Source organism: Thiobacillus sp. 65-1402 (assembly GCF_001897685.1).
In the GTDB taxonomy this organism is placed as follows: Bacteria; Pseudomonadota; Gammaproteobacteria; order Burkholderiales; family Thiobacillaceae; genus Thiobacillus.
This window is the reverse complement of sequence record NZ_MKUG01000024.1, coordinates 15520-35137: the sequence shown is the minus strand read 5'-3', so window position 1 is coordinate 35137 and position 19618 is coordinate 15520. Positions and strand designations below refer to the sequence as shown.

The following is a 19618-nucleotide window of genomic DNA, read 5'->3' as shown; positions in this document are numbered from 1 at the left end:
TTGCTGTTGGGCTGTCGAAGTCGGTGTTCCGTGGCTTCGCCGTTTTGATTTCTCAACTGCCTAGTGGAGGTTCTCATGAACAAAAGTCTCATTTCTACGGCTCTAGCCCTGGCTTTCGGCGTGTCGGCCCAGGCCTGGGCCAATCCCACCAATACCGCCGATACATTCGACAACAACGGCGACGCCACGCAGACGGCCACGGCGGAGTCCAACCAGTCCGGCCAGTCCGGTGCCGCGGCCAACGAGTACTCAAGCACCAGCCAGAACGCGAAGAACCGCAGCGCCACCCAGTCCGCCAACACGGGCGCGACGGCCAACGACGATTCCAGCGCCTACCAGTACAACGACTCCTACAACGACACCTCTTCCTACAACGACGATTCCTTCAACACCCAGTCCCAGAACAAGCATTCCTTCAATACCGACGTTTCGGCCACAACCGTGCTCGAGGGCAAGGTTTTCGACAATCACGTTCATGACATCGGCAATTACGCCGAAGGCGGCAGCCGCGCGGGCGATGGCGCCCAAGGCGGCAACGGTGGGGATTCCAGCCAGCACACCTTCAGCATGTCCATCGGCGCCGACGGCGGCGATGCGGGCTCCGGCGGCGACGGCCATGCCTTTGCCGTTGGCGGCGATTCCAAGGCGGGCGACGGCGCCAAAGGCGGCTCCGGCGGCGACGGCGGCATGGCCTGGGGCGGCATCGGCGGCAAGGGCTATGGCGGCGACGGCGGTTCCGGCGGCAATGGCGGCAGCGCCTCCGGCGGTTCCGGCGGTTCCGGCGGCGACGGCGGCAAGGGCTATGGCGGCGACGGCGGCTCCGGCGGCGGTTCCGGCTCGGCCATCGGCGGTTCCGGCTTTGGCGGCAAGGGCTATGGCGGTTCCGGCGGCGACGGCGGCAGCACGGCCGACGCCATCGGCGGCAGCGGCTATGGCGGCAAAGGCTATGCCGGCTCCGGCGGCGATGGCGGCAGCAATGGCGACGCCATCGGCGGCAGCGGCTACGGTGGCAAAGGCATCGGCGGCGACGGCGGCGCCGGTGCCAGCGGCGGCAAGGGCTACGGCGGCGACAGCGGCGCCCTGACCGCGACAGGCTCCGGCGGCAAAGGCTCCGGCGGCGACAGCGCGGCCTTGTCGGCGACCGGCAACGGCGGCAAAGGCTATGCCGGCGACAGCAGCAATGGCGCCAGCGGCGGCAACGCTTTTGAGGTGGGCGGCATTTCGGTCGGCAACAGCGGCCTGGTGAGCCAGAATCCCGACACCACAAATGGCCAGGCCGGCGCGACCAATACGCCCTCCGAAGGCAGCGACGACTCCGCGGCCCACGCCGGCAACACGGCCAGCCCCTCCAACTCCAGCACAACCGGTGCGGCCACGTCGGGCGCCGGAACCGGCGGCACCGCCACGGCGGGCGCGGCAACCGGGACGTCGACCGCTGGCAATGCCGCGGGCGGAGCCAGCGGCAGCACCAATGACGTCAGCGGCGGCGGCGCCGGCACCGGCGGCGGCAGCGGGACCGCCAGCGGAACCAGCACGGCAGGCGCGGGCACGGGCGGCGCGGGCGGCTCGGGTGCCGTCGGCGCTGCCGGAACCGGCGCTGCCGGCAGCGGTGCCGCGGGCACCAACACCGCCGGTAACGGCGCTGCCAGCGGCAACGGCACCGGCGCTGCGGGTACCGGCGCTGCCGGCACCAACACCGCCGGCAACGGTGCCGCGGGCGCGACGGGTACCGGCGCAGCCGGAAATGGCGCGACCGGCAACAGCCTGGGCGGCGCGGGCGCGGTTGGCGCCGTCGGCAATGGCGGCGCAGGCGGCGCCGGCGCCGTCGGCGCGGCCGGCAGCAGCACCGGCGGCGCCGGCGCAGCGGGCGCGACCGGCACCGGCGGGACCGGCGAAGGCGGCGTCGCGGGCGCCGGAGGAGTCGGTGCCGCCGGCGGCAACGGCGGTGCCGGCGGAACGGGCGGGTCGGCCACGGCGAACGGGCCTGGCGGCAATGGCGGCAACGGCGGTCTCGGCGGCGCTGCCAGCAGCAGCGCCATCGCGTCGGCCACCACCGGCTATGGCGGGGTGGGCGGCAACGGTGGCGATTCGCTGGGCGGCAACGCGGGCACCTTCAATGCCTCCAACAACATGTCCGGCAGCGTGACCAATGGCGCCGGCATCATCTCCCTGTCGCAGAACACGGGAGCGAATGCCCTGACCCAGATCGGCGTGACGGTACAGGCCAACCTGACGGTTCAGTGAACCAGGGACTGCCCCGGAACGGCGATGAGCGGTTCCGGGGGGCCTGAAACAAGCGCAGCGTTGACCCCCTATTCAGGAGAGTGAAATGAACAAGAGTTTGCTATCCACAGCCATCGCCCTGGCGCTGGGCATGTCGGCCCAGGCCTGGGCCAATCCGACCAACACCACCGGCACATTCGACAACAATGGCAATGCCGATCAGACGGCAACGGCGACCAACGATCAGGCCGACCAGACGGGCGCGGCAGCCAACGAGTTCTCGACCGCCAACCAGAATGTGAAAAACCGCACCGCTGCCCAGGACGGCAACACCGGCGCGGCGGCCAATGACGAATCGGAGGCGAGCCAGTACAACGGTTCGTACAACGAGGCCTCCTCCAACAACCACGACTCGTTCAATAACCAGTCGCAGAACTACGGCTCCTTCAACAACGAGGTGTCGGCCAAAACCGTGCTCGAGGGCAAGGTCTTCGACAACCAGGTTCATGACATCGGCAATTACGCCGAAGGCGGCAGCAAAGCCGGCGACGGCGCCAGAGGCGGGAACGGCGGCGATACCTGGCAGGATACGGCGAGCAAGGCCTGGGGCGCCAACGGCGGCTCGGCCGGCGACGGCGGCAATGGCTCGGCCAAGGCGATCGGCGGCGACACCTACGCCGGTGACGGCGCCCGGGGCGGCCATGGCGGCGACGGCGGCAATGCCGTCGGCGGGATCGGCGGCATGGGCTCCGGCGGCTCCGGCGGCTCCGGCGGCGACGGCGGCAGCGCCTATGGCGGCAATGGCGGCAATGGCGGGAACGGCGGCACCGGCGCCGGCGGCGACGGCGGCAGCGGCGGCTATTCCGGCATGGCCAAAGGCGGCTCCGGCTTCGGCGGCAGCGGCTCCGGCGGCGACGGCGGCAGCGGCGGCAGCACCGGAGACGCCTATGGCGGTTCCGGCAGCGGCGGCAAAGGCTATGCCGGTTCCGGCGGCGATGGCGGCAGCAACGGCAATGCCAGCGGCGGCAGCGGCAGCGGCGGCATCGGTGTCGGCGGCGACGGCGGCGACGGCGCCCACGGCGGCACCGGCGTCGGCGGCGACAGCTTTGCCAAGGCCTTCAGCGGTTCCGGCGGCAGAGGCTACGGCGGCGACAGCGCTGCAGCCTCGAGCACCGGCGACGGCGGCAAGGGCGCGGGCGGCGACGCCAGCAACACTTCGGGCGGCGGCAACGCCAGCGGAATAGGCGGCATTTCCGGCGCCAGCAGCGGATTGGTCAGGCAGCAGCCTTACACCTCGAACGCCGATGCCAACGCAAACAACAATCCGATCGACAGCAACGACTCGTCCGCCAGCGCCGGCAATACGGCCAACCCAGGCAACAGTTCCAGCACCGGCAACGCCGGTTCCGCTGCGGCCAGCGGCGGCGCGGCCACCGGCGGCGCCGCCGACGGCACGGCCGCAGGCGGCAGCGGCAGCGGTGGCGCCAGCGGCAGCACCGCCGGCGCCAGCGCCGGCGGCGCTGGCAGCGGTGGCGCCAGCGGCGCGGCCAACGGCAGCAGCACGGCCGCAGCGGGCAATGGCGGCGCCGGCGGCTCGGGTGCCGCAGGCGCGGCCGGCACCGGCGCGGCAGGCAGCGGTGCGGCAGGCAGCAACACCGCGGGCAACGGCGCATCCAGCGGCAACGGTACCGGCGCCGCCGGCACCGGCGCGGCCGGCACCAATACCGCGGGTGCGGGGGCTGCCGGCGCGACCGGCAGCGGCGCCACCGGTACCGGCGCGGCCGGCACCAGCGCCGGCGGCAATGGCGCGGTCGGCGCAGTCGGCAATGGCGGTGCAGGCGGTGCCGGCGCGGTCGGCGCGACGGGCACCAGCACCGGCGGCAATGGCGCGGTCGGCGCCACGGGCACCGGCGGCACCGGCCAGGGCGGACTGGCGGGCAACGGCGCAAGCGGCGGTGCCGGCGGTGAAGGCGGTGCCGGCGGCGCCGGCGGGACGGCCACGGCAAACGGCAATGGCGGTGCCGGCGGGCTGGGCGGCAATGGCGGCAGCGCAAGCAGCGAAGCCATGGCTTCCGCCACCACCGGCTATGGCGGCGCGGGCGGCAACGGGGGACACTCGTACGGCGGAAATGCCGGAGACTTCAACGTCTCCAACAATATGTCCGGCAGCCTGACCAATGGCGCCGGCATCATCTCCGCGTCGCAAAACACCGGCATCAATGCGCTGACCCAGATCGGCGTGACGGTGCAGGCCAACCTGACGGTTCAGTGAACCGCCACCCCGGAACCGCCGTGCGGCGGTTCCGGGGGGTTCCGGAAGGAAGACGTCATGAAGGACTTTCTCGCATTACTAAAACCATTTTCGTTTCTGGCTTGCGCGCTGGCCGTCCAGCTGGCCTGGGCCGCGCCTGACGAAACCATTCCAGGCAACGAAGTGTTCGACGCGGCGATTGCCGACGACATGCTCGACGGCCAGCGCGGCATGGCGCTGATTACCAACACCAACGACCTGGATGGCGCCGTGTACGCAAACAGCGCGAACGATCTGGTCACCGGCTACAACCTGGTGAGCGACGGCTCGCTGGTCAACAACTCCGGCTTCAATACCGTCATCCAGAATTCGGGCAACAACGTGTTGATCCAGAACGCAGTGATCCTGAATATCCAGATGCAATAAGGGGTTCCCATGCGCAATGCCGCGCTGTTTCTGATGGCCGTGCTGGTTGCGATGCCTGCCGCGCGGGCGGGCATGGTCGAGATCCCGGGCGCCGGCTCCGGCTCCTTCAGCGTCAAGACCATGAGCATGAAGGAGCGGCAGTTCCGCTACACCGAACGCCAACAGTACGATTTCAGTTGCGGCTCCGCCGCGCTTTCCACCCTGCTCACCCATCACTACGGCGACCCGGTCAAGGAAGAGGCGGTCTACACCACCATGTGGGAAAAGGGCGACCAGGCCAAAATCCGCAAGGAAGGCTTTTCCATGCTCGACATGAAGCGTTTCCTCGAATCGCGCGGCTATGCGGCCGACGGCTACAACGCCAGCCTGGAAAAGCTGGGCAAGGCGGGCATCCCCGCCATCGTGTTGATTCGCGATGGCGCCTACAACCATTTCGTCGTCGTCAAGGGGGTTCGCGACGGCAAAATCGCTTTCGGCGATCCCGCGCAGGGTGCGCGTGTCATGGATCAGGCGCCATTCGAGCGCATGATGATCAACCGTATCCTGTTCGTCATCAACGGACGCAATGCCGAGGCGGTATTCAACGATCCGAAGGACTGGAAAGTCCGCGAAAAAGCCCCCGTCGGCATGGCCTCAGGCCCCAACGATCTGGCCAACGTCACGCTGATGCGCCGGCCGGCAGGTGATTTCTGAGGAGGCGGCGATGCCCAGCCTGCGTTTGGTCTTTTTACTGCTTGCCCTCTTGTCGGGCGGGGTCGCTCACGCATCGCATCCCTTCGACGATGCGCCGCGCGCCAGCGACGAGGAACTCGACCGCATGCGCGGCGGATTTGTCGTCAACTGGAACGGCCAGGAGTTCCTGCTGCCGTTTTCCATCGACGGCATCGAACGCCTGACCCAGATCAATGGCCAGGTCTTCGTCAACGGCGAACTGGTGGCGCCCAAGGTCAACCCGCAGGCGCTCGTTCCCTTCTCGCAGAATGGCCAGATCGGCGTGAATGCGCCAGCCTTGCCCGCACTCGGCGGCGCCGTGCCGGCGGGTTTGCCGGCGGCATCCGCGGACGCGAATGCCGGCTCGGGCGCAAGCGTGGCGGCAGGTCCGGCGCCGCTCGAACAGGCCGCAGGCGGATCGCCTGCGAGCCCGCCAGCTTCGCCGCCCGCGACGCAGGCCGCGCAATCCTCCGGCAACCTCGATACGGCATCGCCGGCATCCGCCAGCCCCGGCACGGCGGCCGCGCAGGTGACCACGCAAGGCGCGTTGATCGTCATCCAGAATGGTGCGGCCAACGCGTTTGTGGTGCCGTCGGGCGCTGCGCTCGATTCGCTGGCCACGATCATACAAAACTCGGTGAACGACCAGGTCATCCGCAATATCACGACCCTGAACATCACCATCGATGCCCAGATGCTGGCGGCCCAGGCGCGGCTCAACGCCATCCTCGACCAGCATGGCCTGCGTTAAGGCGCGCTACGCGCAATCAGCGCAACAAAAAGCCGGGCATCCCAGCCCGGCTTTTCGCTGTGCAGCGATCAATGCTCAGAATCTGATCGGGAGGCGCAAGGTGACGGTGGTGTCCGGGGTATCGTCGGTCAGCCCGGCGCCGATCGACAGATTAAAGTTGATGCGCTTGTTCAGGCGATAGGAAAACCCCGCCTGCAGGGTGGCCAGCTGAACCCACATCGATCCATCCGCCACTTGGCCATCGAGCCTGGTCTTGTCGATCCAGGTGTGCTCGTAGCTCAGGCTGAACGAGCTGCGCTCGTTCAGCCCCAGCCCCATGCCGACGTTGAGGCCGAGCGAGTCGCCGGGATCGACTTCGCCTATGGACCGGGTTGTGACCGTGCCCAGGGAGTTGGTGAAGGGGATCGAGGCATTGACGTCGCGCTTGATGTTCCACGTGTAATTGATGCCGCCGAAAAACACCACCGGATCGGCGGGCAGCACCATGCTCAGGCTGGGCTGCAGGCTGTAGAAGCCGGAGCCGGTCGGCAGCTCCTTCGGCAGGTTGAAGTCGGTATCGTAGGCGACCTCGTACTGGTCCTTGCCGGTGCGGGTCTTGAGGCGCAGGCCCGCAACATAGAAGGGGGCGTCGCCCGTGGGCACGTTGAGCTGGTAGCGCGCGGCCAGCTCGATGTCGCCGATGCCGCTGCCGTCCGAATTGAATGACTCATCTATCGCACTGCCGGAAATTCGCCGCGACAGCGAATCGTCGCGGCGATAGATATACGGCACCCGGGCTTCGACCTCCAGCCGGTTGGTCAGCCCGTAGCGCCCGCCCAGGGTCGCAATCAGGTTGTTGCGGTTGACGCTGCGCACGTCGATGGCCCCGATCAGCACCGCGTTCAGCACGCTGAAACCGACCACCGTCACGCGGTCCGACGAACTGAAGGAATACTGCAGCGAGGGATCGAAAACGAAGGTGCCCTTTGGCGTCAGGATGCTGGGCTGGGAAAACACGGTCGCCACATCCAGGGTGGTGCTGTCCAGCCGCCCGGCCTCGTCGCCGCGGCCGCGGAACGTCGACTCGTCAGCCTGGGCCAGGCGCTGCGGGTTGATCTCCGCGGGCATGCCCAGCTGCCCCTGCATCGCCTGGATGCGGCGCTGGGCTTCTGCCAGCTTGTCCATCTCCTGCGCCAGCCGTTGCTGCTGCTCGGCCAGGCTCTTCGCCTGTTCGGCCAGCTGCTGGCGCAGGGTCTGGTAATCGGCGTCGGCCGGCGCATCCTGGCCCGTCTGGCGCAAGGTTTCGGCGTAGGCGACTTGCGCGCTCAACACCATCGCCAGGCTGGCGCGAAACCAGGCGCTCTTCTTCGGCATTTTCATGCTCCCCTCCCCGTTGTGACTGGATGCGATGCTTCGAGCCTGGCAAGCCTGCGATGGCTCGGATTCAACGACGCGTGCCGGCGATCCGGAAAAGCCTCACCCCGATGGCGGCTCAAGCGATGGTTTTTTCGCGGAGGTTCCCCCCGGGAATCCGCTGCAGTTGCATCCAGGCGCGCACCGGCAGGATCGGGCCGCGTCGAGGCGTTGTTTCATCGCCATCGGCGTGGCGGCGATCACGCCGGCTCCCGGGCGGCTTTTTCCTTGTGCGGGCCGCACAGCGCGTGGCGCTCCAGCAGGCGATACAAGGTGGCGCGTGAAACGCCCAGTTCCCGGGCCGCTTCGGAAACGTTGTGCTGGCAGCGGCGCAATGCCGAGCGGATCGCATCGAGTTCGGCTTTGGCACGCGCCCCGTCGAGCGTCGGGTGTCCGGCGCACGATGCGCGCCGTTCCATCCCCAGATCGTCCGGAGTGAGATAGGGGCGCTCGGCCATGACCACGCCCTGGCGGATGCGGTTGCTCAATTCCCGCACATTGCCGGGCCAGGAATACTGGCTCATCGCACGCAATGCCTGCTGGTTGAAGCCCTTGACCTTGCCGCTGGTTTCGCGGGAAAAGCGCTCCAGCAAAGCCTGCGCCAACAGTTCCACATCCCCCTGCCGGTCGCGCAGCGGCGGCGCCGTCAGGTTGATGACGTTGAGGCGGTAGTAAAGGTCTTCCCTGAAATGGCCTTTGGCAACGGCTTCCTGAAGATTGATATGGGATGCGGCGATGATCCGGATATCCAGCTGTATCGGCTGGCTGGAGCCCAGGCGTTCGATCATCTTGTCTTGCAGGACGCGCAGCAGGGTGGCCTGGAGGTTGAGCGGCAGATCGGCAATTTCGTCCAGAAAGAGGGTGCCGCCCTGGGCCGCTTCCAGGCGCCCGATTTTGCGTTGGTGCGCCCCGGTGAACGCGCCTTTCTCATGGCCGAACAATTCGCTTTGGATGAGATGGGGCGGCAAGGCCCCGCAATTGACCGCCACGAAGGCTTTCGTGCCGCGGGCGGACATGTTGTGGATGGCGTGGGCGGCCAGTTCCTTGCCGGTGCCGCTCTCTCCGCCGATCAGCACGGGCGCGTCGGCCTTGCTGGCTTTGCGCAATGCCTGGCAGAAAGCCAGCATCGCCGGGCTGCTGCCCACGATGCCATGCTGCTCCAGGGTGTCGGGGCGCGGCGGCGGCTGCTTGAGCAGCCGACCCTTGCCCCAGGCATGTCCCAGGGAGACGGACAGCCTGTCCTGATCGACCGGCAGGGTATGAAAATCGTACACCCCCGCCAGAAAATTGCGGTGCTGCGGGGTGGGCCGCCAAAACGCATGGTCCATCAGCGCAATCCATTGCAGGGATTGCTGCCGTCCCACCAGGTCATACAGCCTGCTGCTGCCGGCGCGCTGCAACTGCAGCAGCCCTGCATGGAAATCCTGCCGTTCGAAGAGCGCGGCCAATTCGTCCATATTCGCCGCCCGGTGCAGTTTCCAGCCCCTTCCCCGCAGGCAGCCCAGGAGCTTGCCGTGCAATGCGTCGTCCACCAGCGCCACGACGTCCCGGTCAACCGAAACCATTCAGTGTCTCCTCCCAGGCTTGCAAAGCGCCCGCCCGATGTGCGTGATGCCTGCCGCCCCATGCGCCCGGCAGCGGCTCTTGCCGCGGGGCGACCGTGAAACATCAGCTGCCCGCAGGATTTGTTTGCGACGTGTAAAGTGTAGAACATTGCAGCCGGTTGTCGGCAGGTTTCGCTGCCGGTGGCAGCGTTTCCCGGCAAATCGGCCTGGGTGCGGCGCTGGCCGGTACGCGGACAGCGGCCGGGTGGGGCGTTGGGGCTTCGGTACGCCCGCCGCGGCGGCGCTGCCTAGGGGGCGCTCGTCGCGACCGGCTCGTCGGCGTAGCGCCAGATGTTCACGTCCAGTCCGGCTTCGCGGATATGCTCGGTCTTGGCGGCAAGAAAGCGCTGGAAGCTGGGCTCCTTGCGGTAGGTGCCGGAGGTCAGGTAGTCGAACATGCCCAGGGTATGGAACACGCGGAAGGACGATTCCCAGCGGATGACCTCCTGCCCGGCGGAGTCGAACAGGACGATGCCGGGCGCGTAGTTGACGCCGAGCTGGCGCACCCAGTCGCGTACCGCCATGCGCTTGCCTTGCGGCGTGGTGATGGGCTCGCGCGACCACATGTCGAGCTGCACGTTGTCGAACTTCGCGATCGCGGCGCGGGTTTCCGGGTCGGCCAGCACGCGGCGGTGCAGCACCTCGCAGTCGGGGCAGTCCTTCTGCTCGAAGAACACCGCGAGCGGCTTGGCGGACTTGCCGCGGCGCCGCAGGTCAGTGGCGTTTTTCAGGAAGAAGTCCTGCTGGATCATTTCGCCGGAGGCCTGCTTCGGCACCTCGCGCGCGGCGACGAAGTCGCGGAAGGCGGTCTTGTTTTCATGGCGCCCGCCGACCCAGTCGAGCGCGGCCTGCAGGCGCGCCGGCGGCACGTAGCCGTTGAGGCGCAGGACGGTTTTGCCGGTCTCGTCGAAAAACAGCAGGCTGGGGGTGAACTGGATTTTCTGCGCCGCGCTGTAGGTCTTTTCCGTGTAGCGCTTGCCGTCCAGTCCCACGACTTCGCGGTCGCCCCAGATGTTGACCGCGATCACGTCGAACTTTTCCTTCATCGTGGCCTCGATCTCGCGCTGCGACAGGTTGCGCTCCACCAGCGCCGAGCAATACGGGCAGCCGTCCTGGGTGAACATCAGGATGACGCGCTTGCCGTTGGCGCGCGCCTCGTCGATGTCCTCCTTCAGGTGCAGGAAGCTGTTCTTGAACCAGGCGGGATACTCGGTCGTCCTGGCGCCGTAGTAGGTGCCCATCTTGGCCGCCGCAGCCGGTTCTGCGGCGTGCAGCGAAAATGCGGCGAGCAAGCCGAGCAAGGCTGGCAGAGAGCGAATGGTCATGGCGGTCTCCTTCGTCATCGTTAATGCCGAGGCCTATCGTAGCAGGTGATCAGGCGGGCCGGCCGGCAATGAGGACGTCGCTGCTGGAATGCGCCAGCACGTGCTTGGTGACGCTGCCGAGCAGCAGTTCCTCCATGACCGAGCGGCCGTGCTTGCCGATGACGATCAAGTCGGCGTCGAGCGTCTGCTCCTGTTCGAGAATCCGCAGCGTGGCCGCACCGTGAACGAACTGGCGCGACAGCTGGCTGGCCGGCACGTCCAGCTTGCCGATGAAGGCTTCCATTTCGGTCTGCGCCGCGTTGCGCGCCTGAATCCGGTATTGATGAATCTGGTTGTCATCCATGCCGGCGAGGCGGAAAGTGCTTTCCATCTCCACTTCGAATGCATGCAGCAGCACAAAGTCGGCATCGGGCAGCCAGGCATGGGCGGCGTTGATGGCGGCGGCGGCATGATCGGAAAAATCGACCGGCGCGAGGATGCGCCGGTACGGGGAGTGGGGGCGTTGCTTGACCGCGAGCAATGGACGGCGCGATGTGCGCAGTACGCGTTCGATGGTCGATCCGAGCAGATGTTCGCGCACGAAATGCATGCCGCGCGCACCCATTACCAGCAAATCGGCGTGCCGTTCTTCGGCGAGTCCGACCAGGGCGGCCTGCGCCGAACCTTGCGTCAGCACGGTGTCGATCGCGACGGGGTGGCGGGCTGCCAGGCGTTCCGCCTGTTCGGCCAGTGCGCGCTCCGTCTGTTCGAGCAGGCGGGCCTCCTGCTCGGCGGCGTCCTGGCCGATCAGGCGCCGCAGGCTGTCGAGCGCGGAGCTGCTGACGACATGCGCCAGGATCAGCTGGGTGTCCGGGTGCGCCTGCGCAAGCAGCGCCGCGCGTTCCAGCGCATGCCGGGCGGGCGCCGAAAAATCGGTGGCGGCGAGGATTTTTCTGGATGGGGTCATGACGGCTCCTGGGCGGGGAACGGTTCAGCGGAGGACACGCCGGCGACGGGATGCGGTACGGTAGGCCGGATGCGGGCTGCCGTGCCGGGCAACAGGATAAATGTCTTTTTCATTCCCGCTACAGCCTACACGATCATGCCGGATGAAACACCGGGCGCCGGGGCGTCCGCAAAATGCAAGAGACGCCCTCCGCGTGGCCAGGGTTCCGATGTGGCGTATTCTTGAGTATCCACGGATCGGACGGGAGGCGGCGGGACTCATCATGCAAGACTGCGTCATTGCCCCATCCTGCCTGCTTCGGCGCGATCGGTGCTGCAGGCGCCCTGCCTTCGCCGCAGGCCGCGTTTCCATATTCGCATCATGACGCATAGCTCCCGCGATTCCCGGCCGCAGTGGCACCGTCTGAGCTGCGAAGATGCCGTCGCCCGCCTGGGCAGCGACCTGCAGCAGGGCATGTCGGTGGAGGCCACTGCTGCCAGGCTGTCGCACTATGGTCCCAACGCCATGCAGGAGGCCGGCAGGCGCCATCCGCTTGCCATGCTGGCGGCGCAATTCACCGATTTCATGATCCTGGTGCTGATCGCCGCCGCCGTCATCGCCGGCTTTGTCGGCGAGCCGCAGGATAGCGTCGCCATCGTGGTCATCGTGCTGCTCAACGGCATCCTGGGATTCGTCCAGGAGTATCGCGCCGAGCGTGCCATGGCGGCACTGAAACGGATGGCCGCGCCAGCGGCCACCGCGATCCGCGAGGGCGCGATCCGGAAAATCCCGGCGGTCGAGCTGGTGCCGGGCGATATCGTCCTGCTCGAAGCCGGTGACGTGGTGCCGGCCGATCTGCGCCTGCTGGAATTGTCGGCGCTCAAGGTGGATGAATCCGCGCTGACCGGCGAATCGCAGGCGGTCGAGAAACGGCTGGCGCAGCTGGAAGAAGCCGCCCTGCCGCTGGGCGACCGCCTCAACATGGCCTACAAGGGAACGGTCGTCGGCTACGGCCGCGCGCGCGGCCTGGTGGTGGCCACCGGCATGCAGACCGAACTGGGGAACATTGCCGCGCTGCTGTCCGGCGAAGCCGGCAGGACGCCGCTGCAGAAGCGGCTGGCGCGCTTCGGCAAGCATCTGGCGCTGGCGGTGCTGGCGCTTTGCGCGATCTTCTTCGTGGCCGGCTGGTTGCGCGGCGAACCGCCGTTGCCGCTGCTGCTCACCGCGATCAGCCTGGCGGTCGCCGCGATTCCCGAAGCGCTGCCGGCGGTGGTCACCATCTCGCTTGCCCTGGGGGCGGCGCGCATGGTCCGGCAGAATGTGCTGATCCGCCGTCTGCCCGCAGTGGAAACGCTCGGTTCGGTTACCTATATCTGCTCCGACAAGACCGGCACGCTCACCTTGAACCGGATGCAGGTCGACTGTGTGCAGGCCGCGGGCGAGACCCGGCCGCGGCTGCCGGAGGCGAAAAACACGCCCTGGCGCGAACTGGGCGTGGCGATGCTGCTGTGCAACGACGCCGCGGCCGACGCTGACGGAAAACTGAGCGGCGACCCCACCGAGACGGCGTTGCTCGAAGCCGCGCAGGCCGCCGGCTTCAGCCGGCCTGAATGGCAGGCAGCCCTGCCGCGTCTGGCCGAGCTTCCTTTCGATTCCGAGCGGGCGCGCATGAGCACGCTGCATCGCGACGGCGAGGCGGTGCTGATGCTGGTGAAGGGCGCGCCTGAAGGGGTGCTGTCGCTGTGCGTCGACCGGCTCGCCGCCGCCGGCACGGTGCCCGTCGACCGGGCGGCGCTGCAGGACGAAGCCGGGCAGCTGGCTGCGCAGGGCCTGCGTGTGCTGGGTTTCGCGCTGAAGCGGCTGCCGCGCCTGCCGGACGCGCTCGATGCCGCCACGCTGGAAAGCGGCCTGACCTTCGTCGGCCTGGCCGGCCTGATCGATCCGCCGCGGCCCGAGGCGGCCGAATCGGTTGCCGCCTGCAAGGCTGCAGGCATCATCCCGGTGATGATCACCGGCGACCATCCCGCCACCGCGCGCGCCATCGCAAGCCGGCTCGGCATCATCGAGGACGGCGGCAGGGTGCTCACCGGCAGCGAACTGGCGCAGCTGAGCCTGGCGGAGTTCGAGTGCGAGGCGGAATCGGTGCGGGTGTACGCGCGCATCAACCCGGAGCAGAAGATCAAGATCGTGCAGGCGCTGCAGGACAAGGGCGAGTTCGTCGCCATGACCGGCGACGGCGTGAACGACGCGCCCGCATTGAAAATGGCCGATATCGGCGTGGCGATGGGCCGTGGCGGCACCGACGTGGCGCGCGAGGCCGCCCACATGACGCTGCTGGACGACAACTTCGCCAGCATCGTCCATGCGGTGCGCGAAGGGCGGCGCATCTACGACAACATCCGCAAGTTCGTCAAATACACCATGACGAGCAATTCGGGCGAGATCTGGACCATTTTTCTCGCCCCCTTCATGGGGCTGCCGATCCCGCTGCTGCCGATCCACATCCTGTGGATCAACCTCGTCACCGACGGCCTGCCCGGGCTCGCGCTCGCCGGCGAGCGCGCCGAGCGCAACGTCATGCAGAGGCCGCCGCGGCCGCCCACGGAAAGCATCTTCGCCCGCGGCATGTGGCAGCACATCCTGTGGGTCGGGCTGCTGATGGGCGGGGTGTCGCTGCTGACGCAGGCATGGGCCATCCACAGCGGCTCGGCGCACTGGCAGAGCATGGTGTTCACCGTGCTCACGCTGTCGCAGCTCGGCCACGTGCTGGCGATCCGCTCCGAACGCGAATCGCTGTTCAGCCAGGGCGTCTTGTCGAACCGGCTGCTGATCGGCGCGCTGCTGCTGACCTTCGCGCTGCAGATGGTGGTGCTCTACGTGCCTTGGCTCAACCCCGTCTTCCGCACCGCGCCGCTCAGCCTGGGCGAACTGGCCGCGTGCCTGGCGCTGTCCTCGGTGGTGTTCATCGGCGTGGAACTGGAGAAGGCGCTGGTGCGGCGCGGCATGATCTACCGCAGCGTCTAGCTGCGCGCGTCGAAGACCCGCGTCCACAGGGCTCCGACCGCGTCGCGCACGCTTTCCACGGCGGCCGGCGGCACCCGGGCATAGTCCGCGCCGGAGAGCTTGATCGCGTGCTGCTGGCGGCGCAGCTCACGGTAAGCGTCGGCAGCGGCTTGCGCGATGTCGGCGGGGATCAGCCCGGCCGCGCCTGCGCGCCCGAGCAGCGCGATGTTGCCGAAGTTGTCGGCCAGTTCGGGATGCGCATGGCAATGCCTCAGCACCAGGTACTGCACGCAGAATTCGACGTCGACGATGCCGCCGCTGTCATGCTTGAGGTCGAATAGATCGCTGTGGTTGACGTGGCCGGCGTGCATTTTTTCGCGCATCGCCAGCACCGCTTCGCGCAGCGTTCCGGCGTCGCGCGGCAGCCCCAGCACATCGCGGCGCAGCGCCTCGAAAAATGCGCCAATAGCGAGGTCGCCGCAGACGAAGCGCGCACGCGTCAGCGCCTGGTGTTCCCATACCCAGGCGTGGTGCAGCTGGTAGTCGCGGAAGGCTGCGGTCGAACTGACCAGCAGGCCCGATGCGCCGTCCGGCCGCAGGCGCAGGTCGGTCTCGTAGAGGATGCCGGCCGGAGTGGGGGTGCCGAGCCAGGTGTTGATGCGCTGGGCGAGGCGCACGTAGATTTGCTGGGCGCGTTCGTCGGCGTCGTCGTAGAGGAATACCAGATCGAGGTCGGAGGCATAGCCCAATTCCTTGCCGCCGAGCTTGCCGTAACCGATGACGGCGAATCGCGGGGTGTCGCGGTGGCGCGTCTTCAGCCCGGCCCAGCAGCGCGCCAGGGTTTCGGCGAGCAGCGTGTCGGCCAGATACGACAGGTGATCCGACAGCGACTCCAGCGTCAGCCGGCCCGCCACGTCCTGCGCCAGCAGGCGCAGCGTCTGCACCTGCTTGAAGCGGCGCATCGCGTCCATCTGCGCTTCGGTGTCGCCGGGGTGGGCGTCGAGTTCCGCACGCAGCTGCTCGGCCAGCTGTGCCCAGTCGGGCACGCTCAGCAGGGATTGCGGGGCGATCAGTTCGTCGAGCAGCTGCGGCTGCTGCGTGATCATCTGCGCCGCCCACGGGCTCGCCGCCAAGAGGCGCACTAGCTGGCGCAGCGCCGCCGGGTATTCGGTCAGCAGCGCCAGATAGGTGGAGCGCCGCGCAATCGCCTGCACCAGCGCGGCAAAGCGCTCCAGCGTGGCCGCCGGGTCGGGCTGGCGGCCGATGATTTCGAGCGCAGGCGGCAGCAGCGCGTTGAGCCTTAGCTGCGTCGACTCGGCCAGCCGCGCGCTGTGCTGGCGCAGCGCGTCGAGTATCGCCAGCACCTGCGATGGATCGCCGTAGCCGGCATTTTCCAGCAGCGCGTGGGTGGCGGCGGCGTCCGCCGTGCCGCTGCAGACGACGGTGAGCGGATGGCTGTTCTGGTCGGTCTGCGGCGCGGCGAACACCTGCTCGAAATGGCGCGTGACCTTGTTGCGGTGGCGGTCGAGCGCGGCAACCAGCGCCGCATGGTCGGGGAAGCCCATCGCCTCGGCGAGCATCGCCTGCGATTCGGCGTCGTCCGGCAGCAGCTGGGTCTGCGCGTCGTCGAGGTACTGGATGCGGTGCTCCAGCCGGCGCAGGAAGTCGTAGGCGGCGGCGAGTTCCTGCTGCGCGTCCGCCGTCATCAGTCCGTTCTTCACCAGTTCGGCGAGCACCGTCAGCGTCGGCCGCTGCTGCAGGGCGGCGATCTGGCCGCCGCGGATGAGCTGGAACACCTGCGCGGTGAACTCGATTTCGCGGATGCCGCCCGGCCCCAGCTTGATATCGTGTGCCATCTCGCGGCGCGCGACCTCGCGGCGGATCTGCACGTGCAGGTCGCGGATCGCCGCGAAGGCGCCGAAGTCGAGATATTTGCGGAACACGAAGGGCCGCACGATGCTGGCCAGTTCGTCGTGGCGGGCGCCGGTGAGCGGCCGCGCCTTGATCCAGGCGTAGCGTTCCCACGGCCGTCCCTGCGCCACCAGATAGTCCTCCAGCATGGCGAAGCCCATCGCGAACGGGCCCGAGTCGCCCCACGGGCGCAGCCGCAGGTCGACGCGGAACACGTAGCCGTCGGCGGTGTTCTCCCCCAGTGCGGCGGTCAGCTTGCGGCCGAGGCGGACGAAGAATTCGTGGCTGCTGATCGATTTGCCCGTCTGGATACCATCCCTGCGGGACATCGTCGCGGCGGCGGGATCGTCGGCCGCGGTATCGCCCTCCTCGGGGTAGAGGTAGACGAGGTCGATGTCGGACGATACGTTGAGTTCGCCGCCGCCGAGCTTGCCCATGGCAACGACGACCATCCGCTGCGGGCGGCCGTGCTCGTCGCGCGGCTCGCCGTGGCGCGCAGCGAGCATGGCGTGGTGGAAATCCACTGCGGCGGCGATGCACACCTCGGCCAGCGTACTCCAGGCGGCGACGACTTCAGCGAGGTCGGCGCTGCCGGCGAGGTCGCGCGCAGTGACGGCCAGCCACACCCGCTGGCGCAGCTGCCTTAAACGTTGATGCAGCGCGGCTTCGTCGGCGCACGGCGGCTCGGCAAGAAATGCCTGCATCGCCGCGCGGGTGAAGGGATGGCCGAGTTGCCCGGCCACAGCATCGGCCAGCTGCGGCTGCGCCGCCTGCAGGCGGCGGCCGTAGCGGGAACAGCGGGCGACACGGTCGAGTGCGGGGTTGCTCATGGCTTGGATCGGGGCGCTTTGAATCAGGCGCTTTGAATTAGAATCAGACGGTTATCAAACACTCTATCAGTGGGGAGAGCATATGGCATCCATCGAGTCGATTCTGACCGAAACCCGTGTATTCCCGCCTGCGGACGCCTTCGTCAAGCAGGCCAATGTGTCCGGCATGGACGCGTACCAGGTGCTGTGCAATCAGGCCGCAACCGATTACGAGGGCTTCTGGGCCAATCTCGCGCGCCGGACGATGGACTGGAAAACGCCGTTCACCCGCACCCTCGACGAATCGAACGCGCCGTTCTACAAGTGGTTCGACGACGGCGAACTCAATGTTTCGTACAACTGCCTGGACCGCCACCTGGCGACCAAGGGCGACAAGACCGCGCTGATTTTCGAGGCCGACGACGGCGCGGTGACGAAAGTCACCTACAAGGAGCTGCACGCCCGCGTCTGCCAGTTCGCCAATGGCCTGAAGTCGCTCGGCGTGGCGAAAGGCGACCGCGTCGTCGTCTACATGCCGATGAGCATCGAGGCGGTGGTGGCGATGCAGGCGTGCGCGCGCATCGGCGCCATCCATTCGGTCGTGTTCGGCGGCTTCTCCGCCAAGAGCCTGTTCGAGCGCATCGAGGACGCGCAGGCCAAGGTGGTCGTCACCGCCGACGAATCGCTGCGCGGCGGCAAGGCGGTGCCGCTGAAGCGTGCGGTGGACGAGGCGCTGGCGATGGGCGACACCTCGTGCGTCGAGCGCGTGGTGGTGTATCGCCGCACCGGCGGCGCGACCGACTGGACTTCGCGCGACCTGTGGTGGCACGAACTCACGCAGACCCAGGCCGAGGCCTGCGAGCCGGTGTGGGTTTCCGCCGAGCATCCGCTGTTCATCCTCTACACCTCGGGCTCGACCGGCAAGCCCAAGGGCGTGCAGCATTCCAGCGGCGGCTATCTGCTCGGTGCCATCCTGTCCATGCAGTGGGTGTTCGACGCCAAGCCCGATTCCGACGTCTACTGGTGCACCGCCGACGTCGGCTGGATCACCGGCCACACCTACGTCGCCTACGGCCCGCTGGCGCTCGGCATGACCGAGATCATCTTCGAGGGCGTCCCCACCTATCCGCATGCCGGGCGCTTCTGGGAAACCGTCGCCAAGCACAAGGTCACCACCTTCTACACCGCGCCGACCGCGATCCGCAGCCTGATCAAGCTCGGTTCCGATCTGCCGGCGCAGCACGACCTGTCGTCGCTGCGCCTGCTGGGGACGGTGGGCGAGCCGATCAACCCGGAAGCCTGGATGTGGTATCACCAGGTCATCGGCAGCGGCCGCTGTCCCATCGTCGACACCTGGTGGCAGACCGAGACCGGTTCCAACATGATCTCGCCGCTGCCCGGCGCGGTGCCGACCAAGCCGGGATCCTGCACCCTGCCGCTGCCCGGCATCATGGCGGCGATCACCGACGAGCACGGCCAGCCGGTCGAAAAGGGCCACGGCGGCTACCTGGTGATCAAGCGGCCGTTCCCCTCGCAGCTGCGCACCCTGTGGAACGACCCCGACCGCTTCAGGAAGACCTATTTCCCCGAAGAGCTCGGCGGCAAGACCTATCTCGCCGGCGATTCGGCGCACCGCGACAGCGATGGCTATTTCTGGATCATGGGGCGCATCGACGACGTGCTGAACGTGTCCGGCCACCGCCTCGGCACCATGGAAATCGAATCCGCGCTGGTGTCCAACCTGCGTGTGGCCGAGGCTGCCGTGGTGGGCCGTCCGCACGACATCAAGGGCGAGGCGGTGGTGGCCTATGTGGTGCTCAAGGGCGCGCGCCCCGTAGGCGAGGAAGCCCGCAAGATCGCACTCGAACTGCGCGAATGGGTGGGCAAGGAAATCGGTCCGATCGCCAAGCCCGACGAAATCCGCTTCGGCGACAACCTGCCGAAGACCCGCTCCGGCAAGATCATGCGCCGCCTGCTGCGCGCGATCGCCAAGGGGGAGGAAATCACCCAGGACATTTCCACCCTGGAAAACCCGGCCATCCTGGAGCAGCTGAAGGAAGCGGTGAGATAGGCGTGGCAGCCGGCCGCCCGAAGAGCGGCCGTCCTGGCGCGAAACCGTGGAGCGCCGGACGGCGCCATGGCAATCCTGATCGCCCCTGATCGCCGGCCCCCGCCGGTCCCCGGGACCGATCAAACCCATCCATTCCCGCGACCATTGCTTGAACCCCGGCGATGAAGCCTTGCGTTCATTACGCAGCGGGAATGGAAAACCAAAGCCCCCGAATGG

General features: G+C 67.8%; 12 protein-coding genes. 7 read left to right on the top strand and 5 right to left on the bottom strand.

What is annotated here, in order from left to right; all coding sequences use genetic code 11:
• Window positions 1-75 precede the first annotated feature (75 nt).
• From BGO62_RS02230 to BGO62_RS02210, 5 genes are all read left to right on the top strand, one after another.
• Complete coding sequence (locus BGO62_RS02230) at window positions 76-2244, top strand: hypothetical protein (RefSeq protein WP_296638951.1); 2169 nt, start codon at window positions 76-78, stop codon at window positions 2242-2244.
• An 85-nt stretch (window positions 2245-2329) separates the two neighbouring features.
• Window positions 2330-4495, top strand: coding sequence for a hypothetical protein (locus BGO62_RS02225; RefSeq protein ID WP_296638950.1), 2166 nt, complete (start codon window positions 2330-2332; stop codon window positions 4493-4495).
• Between the two features lie 57 nt (window positions 4496-4552).
• Window positions 4553-4900 carry a hypothetical protein gene (locus BGO62_RS02220; protein ID WP_296638949.1) on the top strand — a complete coding sequence of 116 codons (348 nt, stop codon included), beginning with the start codon at window positions 4553-4555 and terminating at the stop codon, window positions 4898-4900.
• 9 nt (window positions 4901-4909) lie between these two features.
• Window positions 4910-5593, top strand: coding sequence for a C39 family peptidase (locus BGO62_RS02215; protein ID WP_296638948.1), 684 nt, complete (start codon window positions 4910-4912; stop codon window positions 5591-5593).
• 10 nt (window positions 5594-5603) lie between these two features.
• Window positions 5604-6362, top strand: coding sequence for a hypothetical protein (locus BGO62_RS02210; RefSeq protein WP_296638947.1), 759 nt, complete (start codon window positions 5604-5606; stop codon window positions 6360-6362).
• Window positions 6363-6437: 75 nt separating this feature from the next.
• On the opposite strand, the gene BGO62_RS02205 is transcribed toward BGO62_RS02210, so the two are convergent.
• The 4 genes from BGO62_RS02205 to BGO62_RS02190 all read right to left on the bottom strand — a co-directional run bounded on the left by BGO62_RS02205 (window position 6438) and on the right by BGO62_RS02190 (window position 11629).
• The gene (locus tag BGO62_RS02205) at window positions 6438-7721 is read right to left on the bottom strand and encodes a transporter (protein ID WP_296638946.1); all 1284 of its coding nucleotides are present in this window, start codon (window positions 7719-7721) and stop codon (window positions 6438-6440) included.
• Window positions 7722-7954: 233 nt separating this feature from the next.
• On the bottom strand, window positions 7955-9319 hold the full coding sequence (locus BGO62_RS02200) for a sigma-54 dependent transcriptional regulator (protein WP_296638945.1): 1365 nt from the start codon (window positions 9317-9319) through the stop codon (window positions 7955-7957).
• A gap of 287 nt (window positions 9320-9606) precedes the next feature.
• Complete coding sequence (locus BGO62_RS02195) at window positions 9607-10683, bottom strand: thioredoxin fold domain-containing protein (protein WP_296638944.1); 1077 nt, start codon at window positions 10681-10683, stop codon at window positions 9607-9609.
• Between the two features lie 49 nt (window positions 10684-10732).
• Entirely contained in the window at window positions 10733-11629 is an 897-nt protein-coding gene (locus BGO62_RS02190; RefSeq protein ID WP_296638943.1) for a universal stress protein, read from the bottom strand.
• Between the two features lie 360 nt (window positions 11630-11989).
• Here BGO62_RS02190 and BGO62_RS02185 point away from each other — a divergent pair, with 360 nt between their 5' ends.
• Window positions 11990-14632, top strand: coding sequence for a cation-translocating P-type ATPase (locus BGO62_RS02185; RefSeq protein WP_296638942.1), 2643 nt, complete (start codon window positions 11990-11992; stop codon window positions 14630-14632).
• On the opposite strand, the gene glnE is transcribed toward BGO62_RS02185, so the two are convergent.
• A complete protein-coding gene (gene glnE / locus BGO62_RS02180) occupies window positions 14629-17352 on the bottom strand; it encodes a bifunctional [glutamate--ammonia ligase]-adenylyl-L-tyrosine phosphorylase/[glutamate--ammonia-ligase] adenylyltransferase (RefSeq protein WP_296638941.1) in 2724 nt (907 codons plus the stop codon). The genes BGO62_RS02185 and glnE overlap by 4 nt on opposite strands.
• 82 nt (window positions 17353-17434) lie before the next feature.
• Between glnE and acs the strand changes: the two genes are divergently transcribed.
• A complete protein-coding gene (gene acs, locus BGO62_RS02175; protein WP_296638940.1) occupies window positions 17435-19402 on the top strand; it encodes an acetate--CoA ligase in 1968 nt (655 codons plus the stop codon).
• Window positions 19403-19618 lie beyond the last annotated feature (216 nt).

What these genes read in the sequence shown, in the direction of transcription:
- BGO62_RS02230 (WP_296638951.1), top strand. Translation starts at nt 76, where the DNA reads ATGAACAAAAGTCTCATTTCTACGGCTCTAGCCCTGGCTTTCGGCGTG.
- BGO62_RS02225 (WP_296638950.1), top strand. Translation starts at nt 2,330, where the DNA reads ATGAACAAGAGTTTGCTATCCACAGCCATCGCCCTGGCGCTGGGCATG.
- BGO62_RS02220 (WP_296638949.1), top strand. Translation starts at nt 4,553, where the DNA reads ATGAAGGACTTTCTCGCATTACTAAAACCATTTTCGTTTCTGGCTTGC.
- BGO62_RS02215 (WP_296638948.1), top strand. Translation starts at nt 4,910, where the DNA reads ATGCGCAATGCCGCGCTGTTTCTGATGGCCGTGCTGGTTGCGATGCCT.
- BGO62_RS02210 (WP_296638947.1), top strand. Translation starts at nt 5,604, where the DNA reads ATGCCCAGCCTGCGTTTGGTCTTTTTACTGCTTGCCCTCTTGTCGGGC.
- BGO62_RS02205 (WP_296638946.1), bottom strand. Translation starts at nt 7,721, where the DNA reads ATGAAAATGCCGAAGAAGAGCGCCTGGTTTCGCGCCAGCCTGGCGATG.
- BGO62_RS02200 (WP_296638945.1), bottom strand. Translation starts at nt 9,319, where the DNA reads ATGGTTTCGGTTGACCGGGACGTCGTGGCGCTGGTGGACGACGCATTG.
- BGO62_RS02195 (WP_296638944.1), bottom strand. Translation starts at nt 10,683, where the DNA reads ATGACCATTCGCTCTCTGCCAGCCTTGCTCGGCTTGCTCGCCGCATTT.
- BGO62_RS02190 (WP_296638943.1), bottom strand. Translation starts at nt 11,629, where the DNA reads ATGACCCCATCCAGAAAAATCCTCGCCGCCACCGATTTTTCGGCGCCC.
- BGO62_RS02185 (WP_296638942.1), top strand. Translation starts at nt 11,990, where the DNA reads ATGACGCATAGCTCCCGCGATTCCCGGCCGCAGTGGCACCGTCTGAGC.
- glnE (WP_296638941.1), bottom strand. Translation starts at nt 17,352, where the DNA reads ATGAGCAACCCCGCACTCGACCGTGTCGCCCGCTGTTCCCGCTACGGC.
- acs (WP_296638940.1), top strand. Translation starts at nt 17,435, where the DNA reads ATGGCATCCATCGAGTCGATTCTGACCGAAACCCGTGTATTCCCGCCT.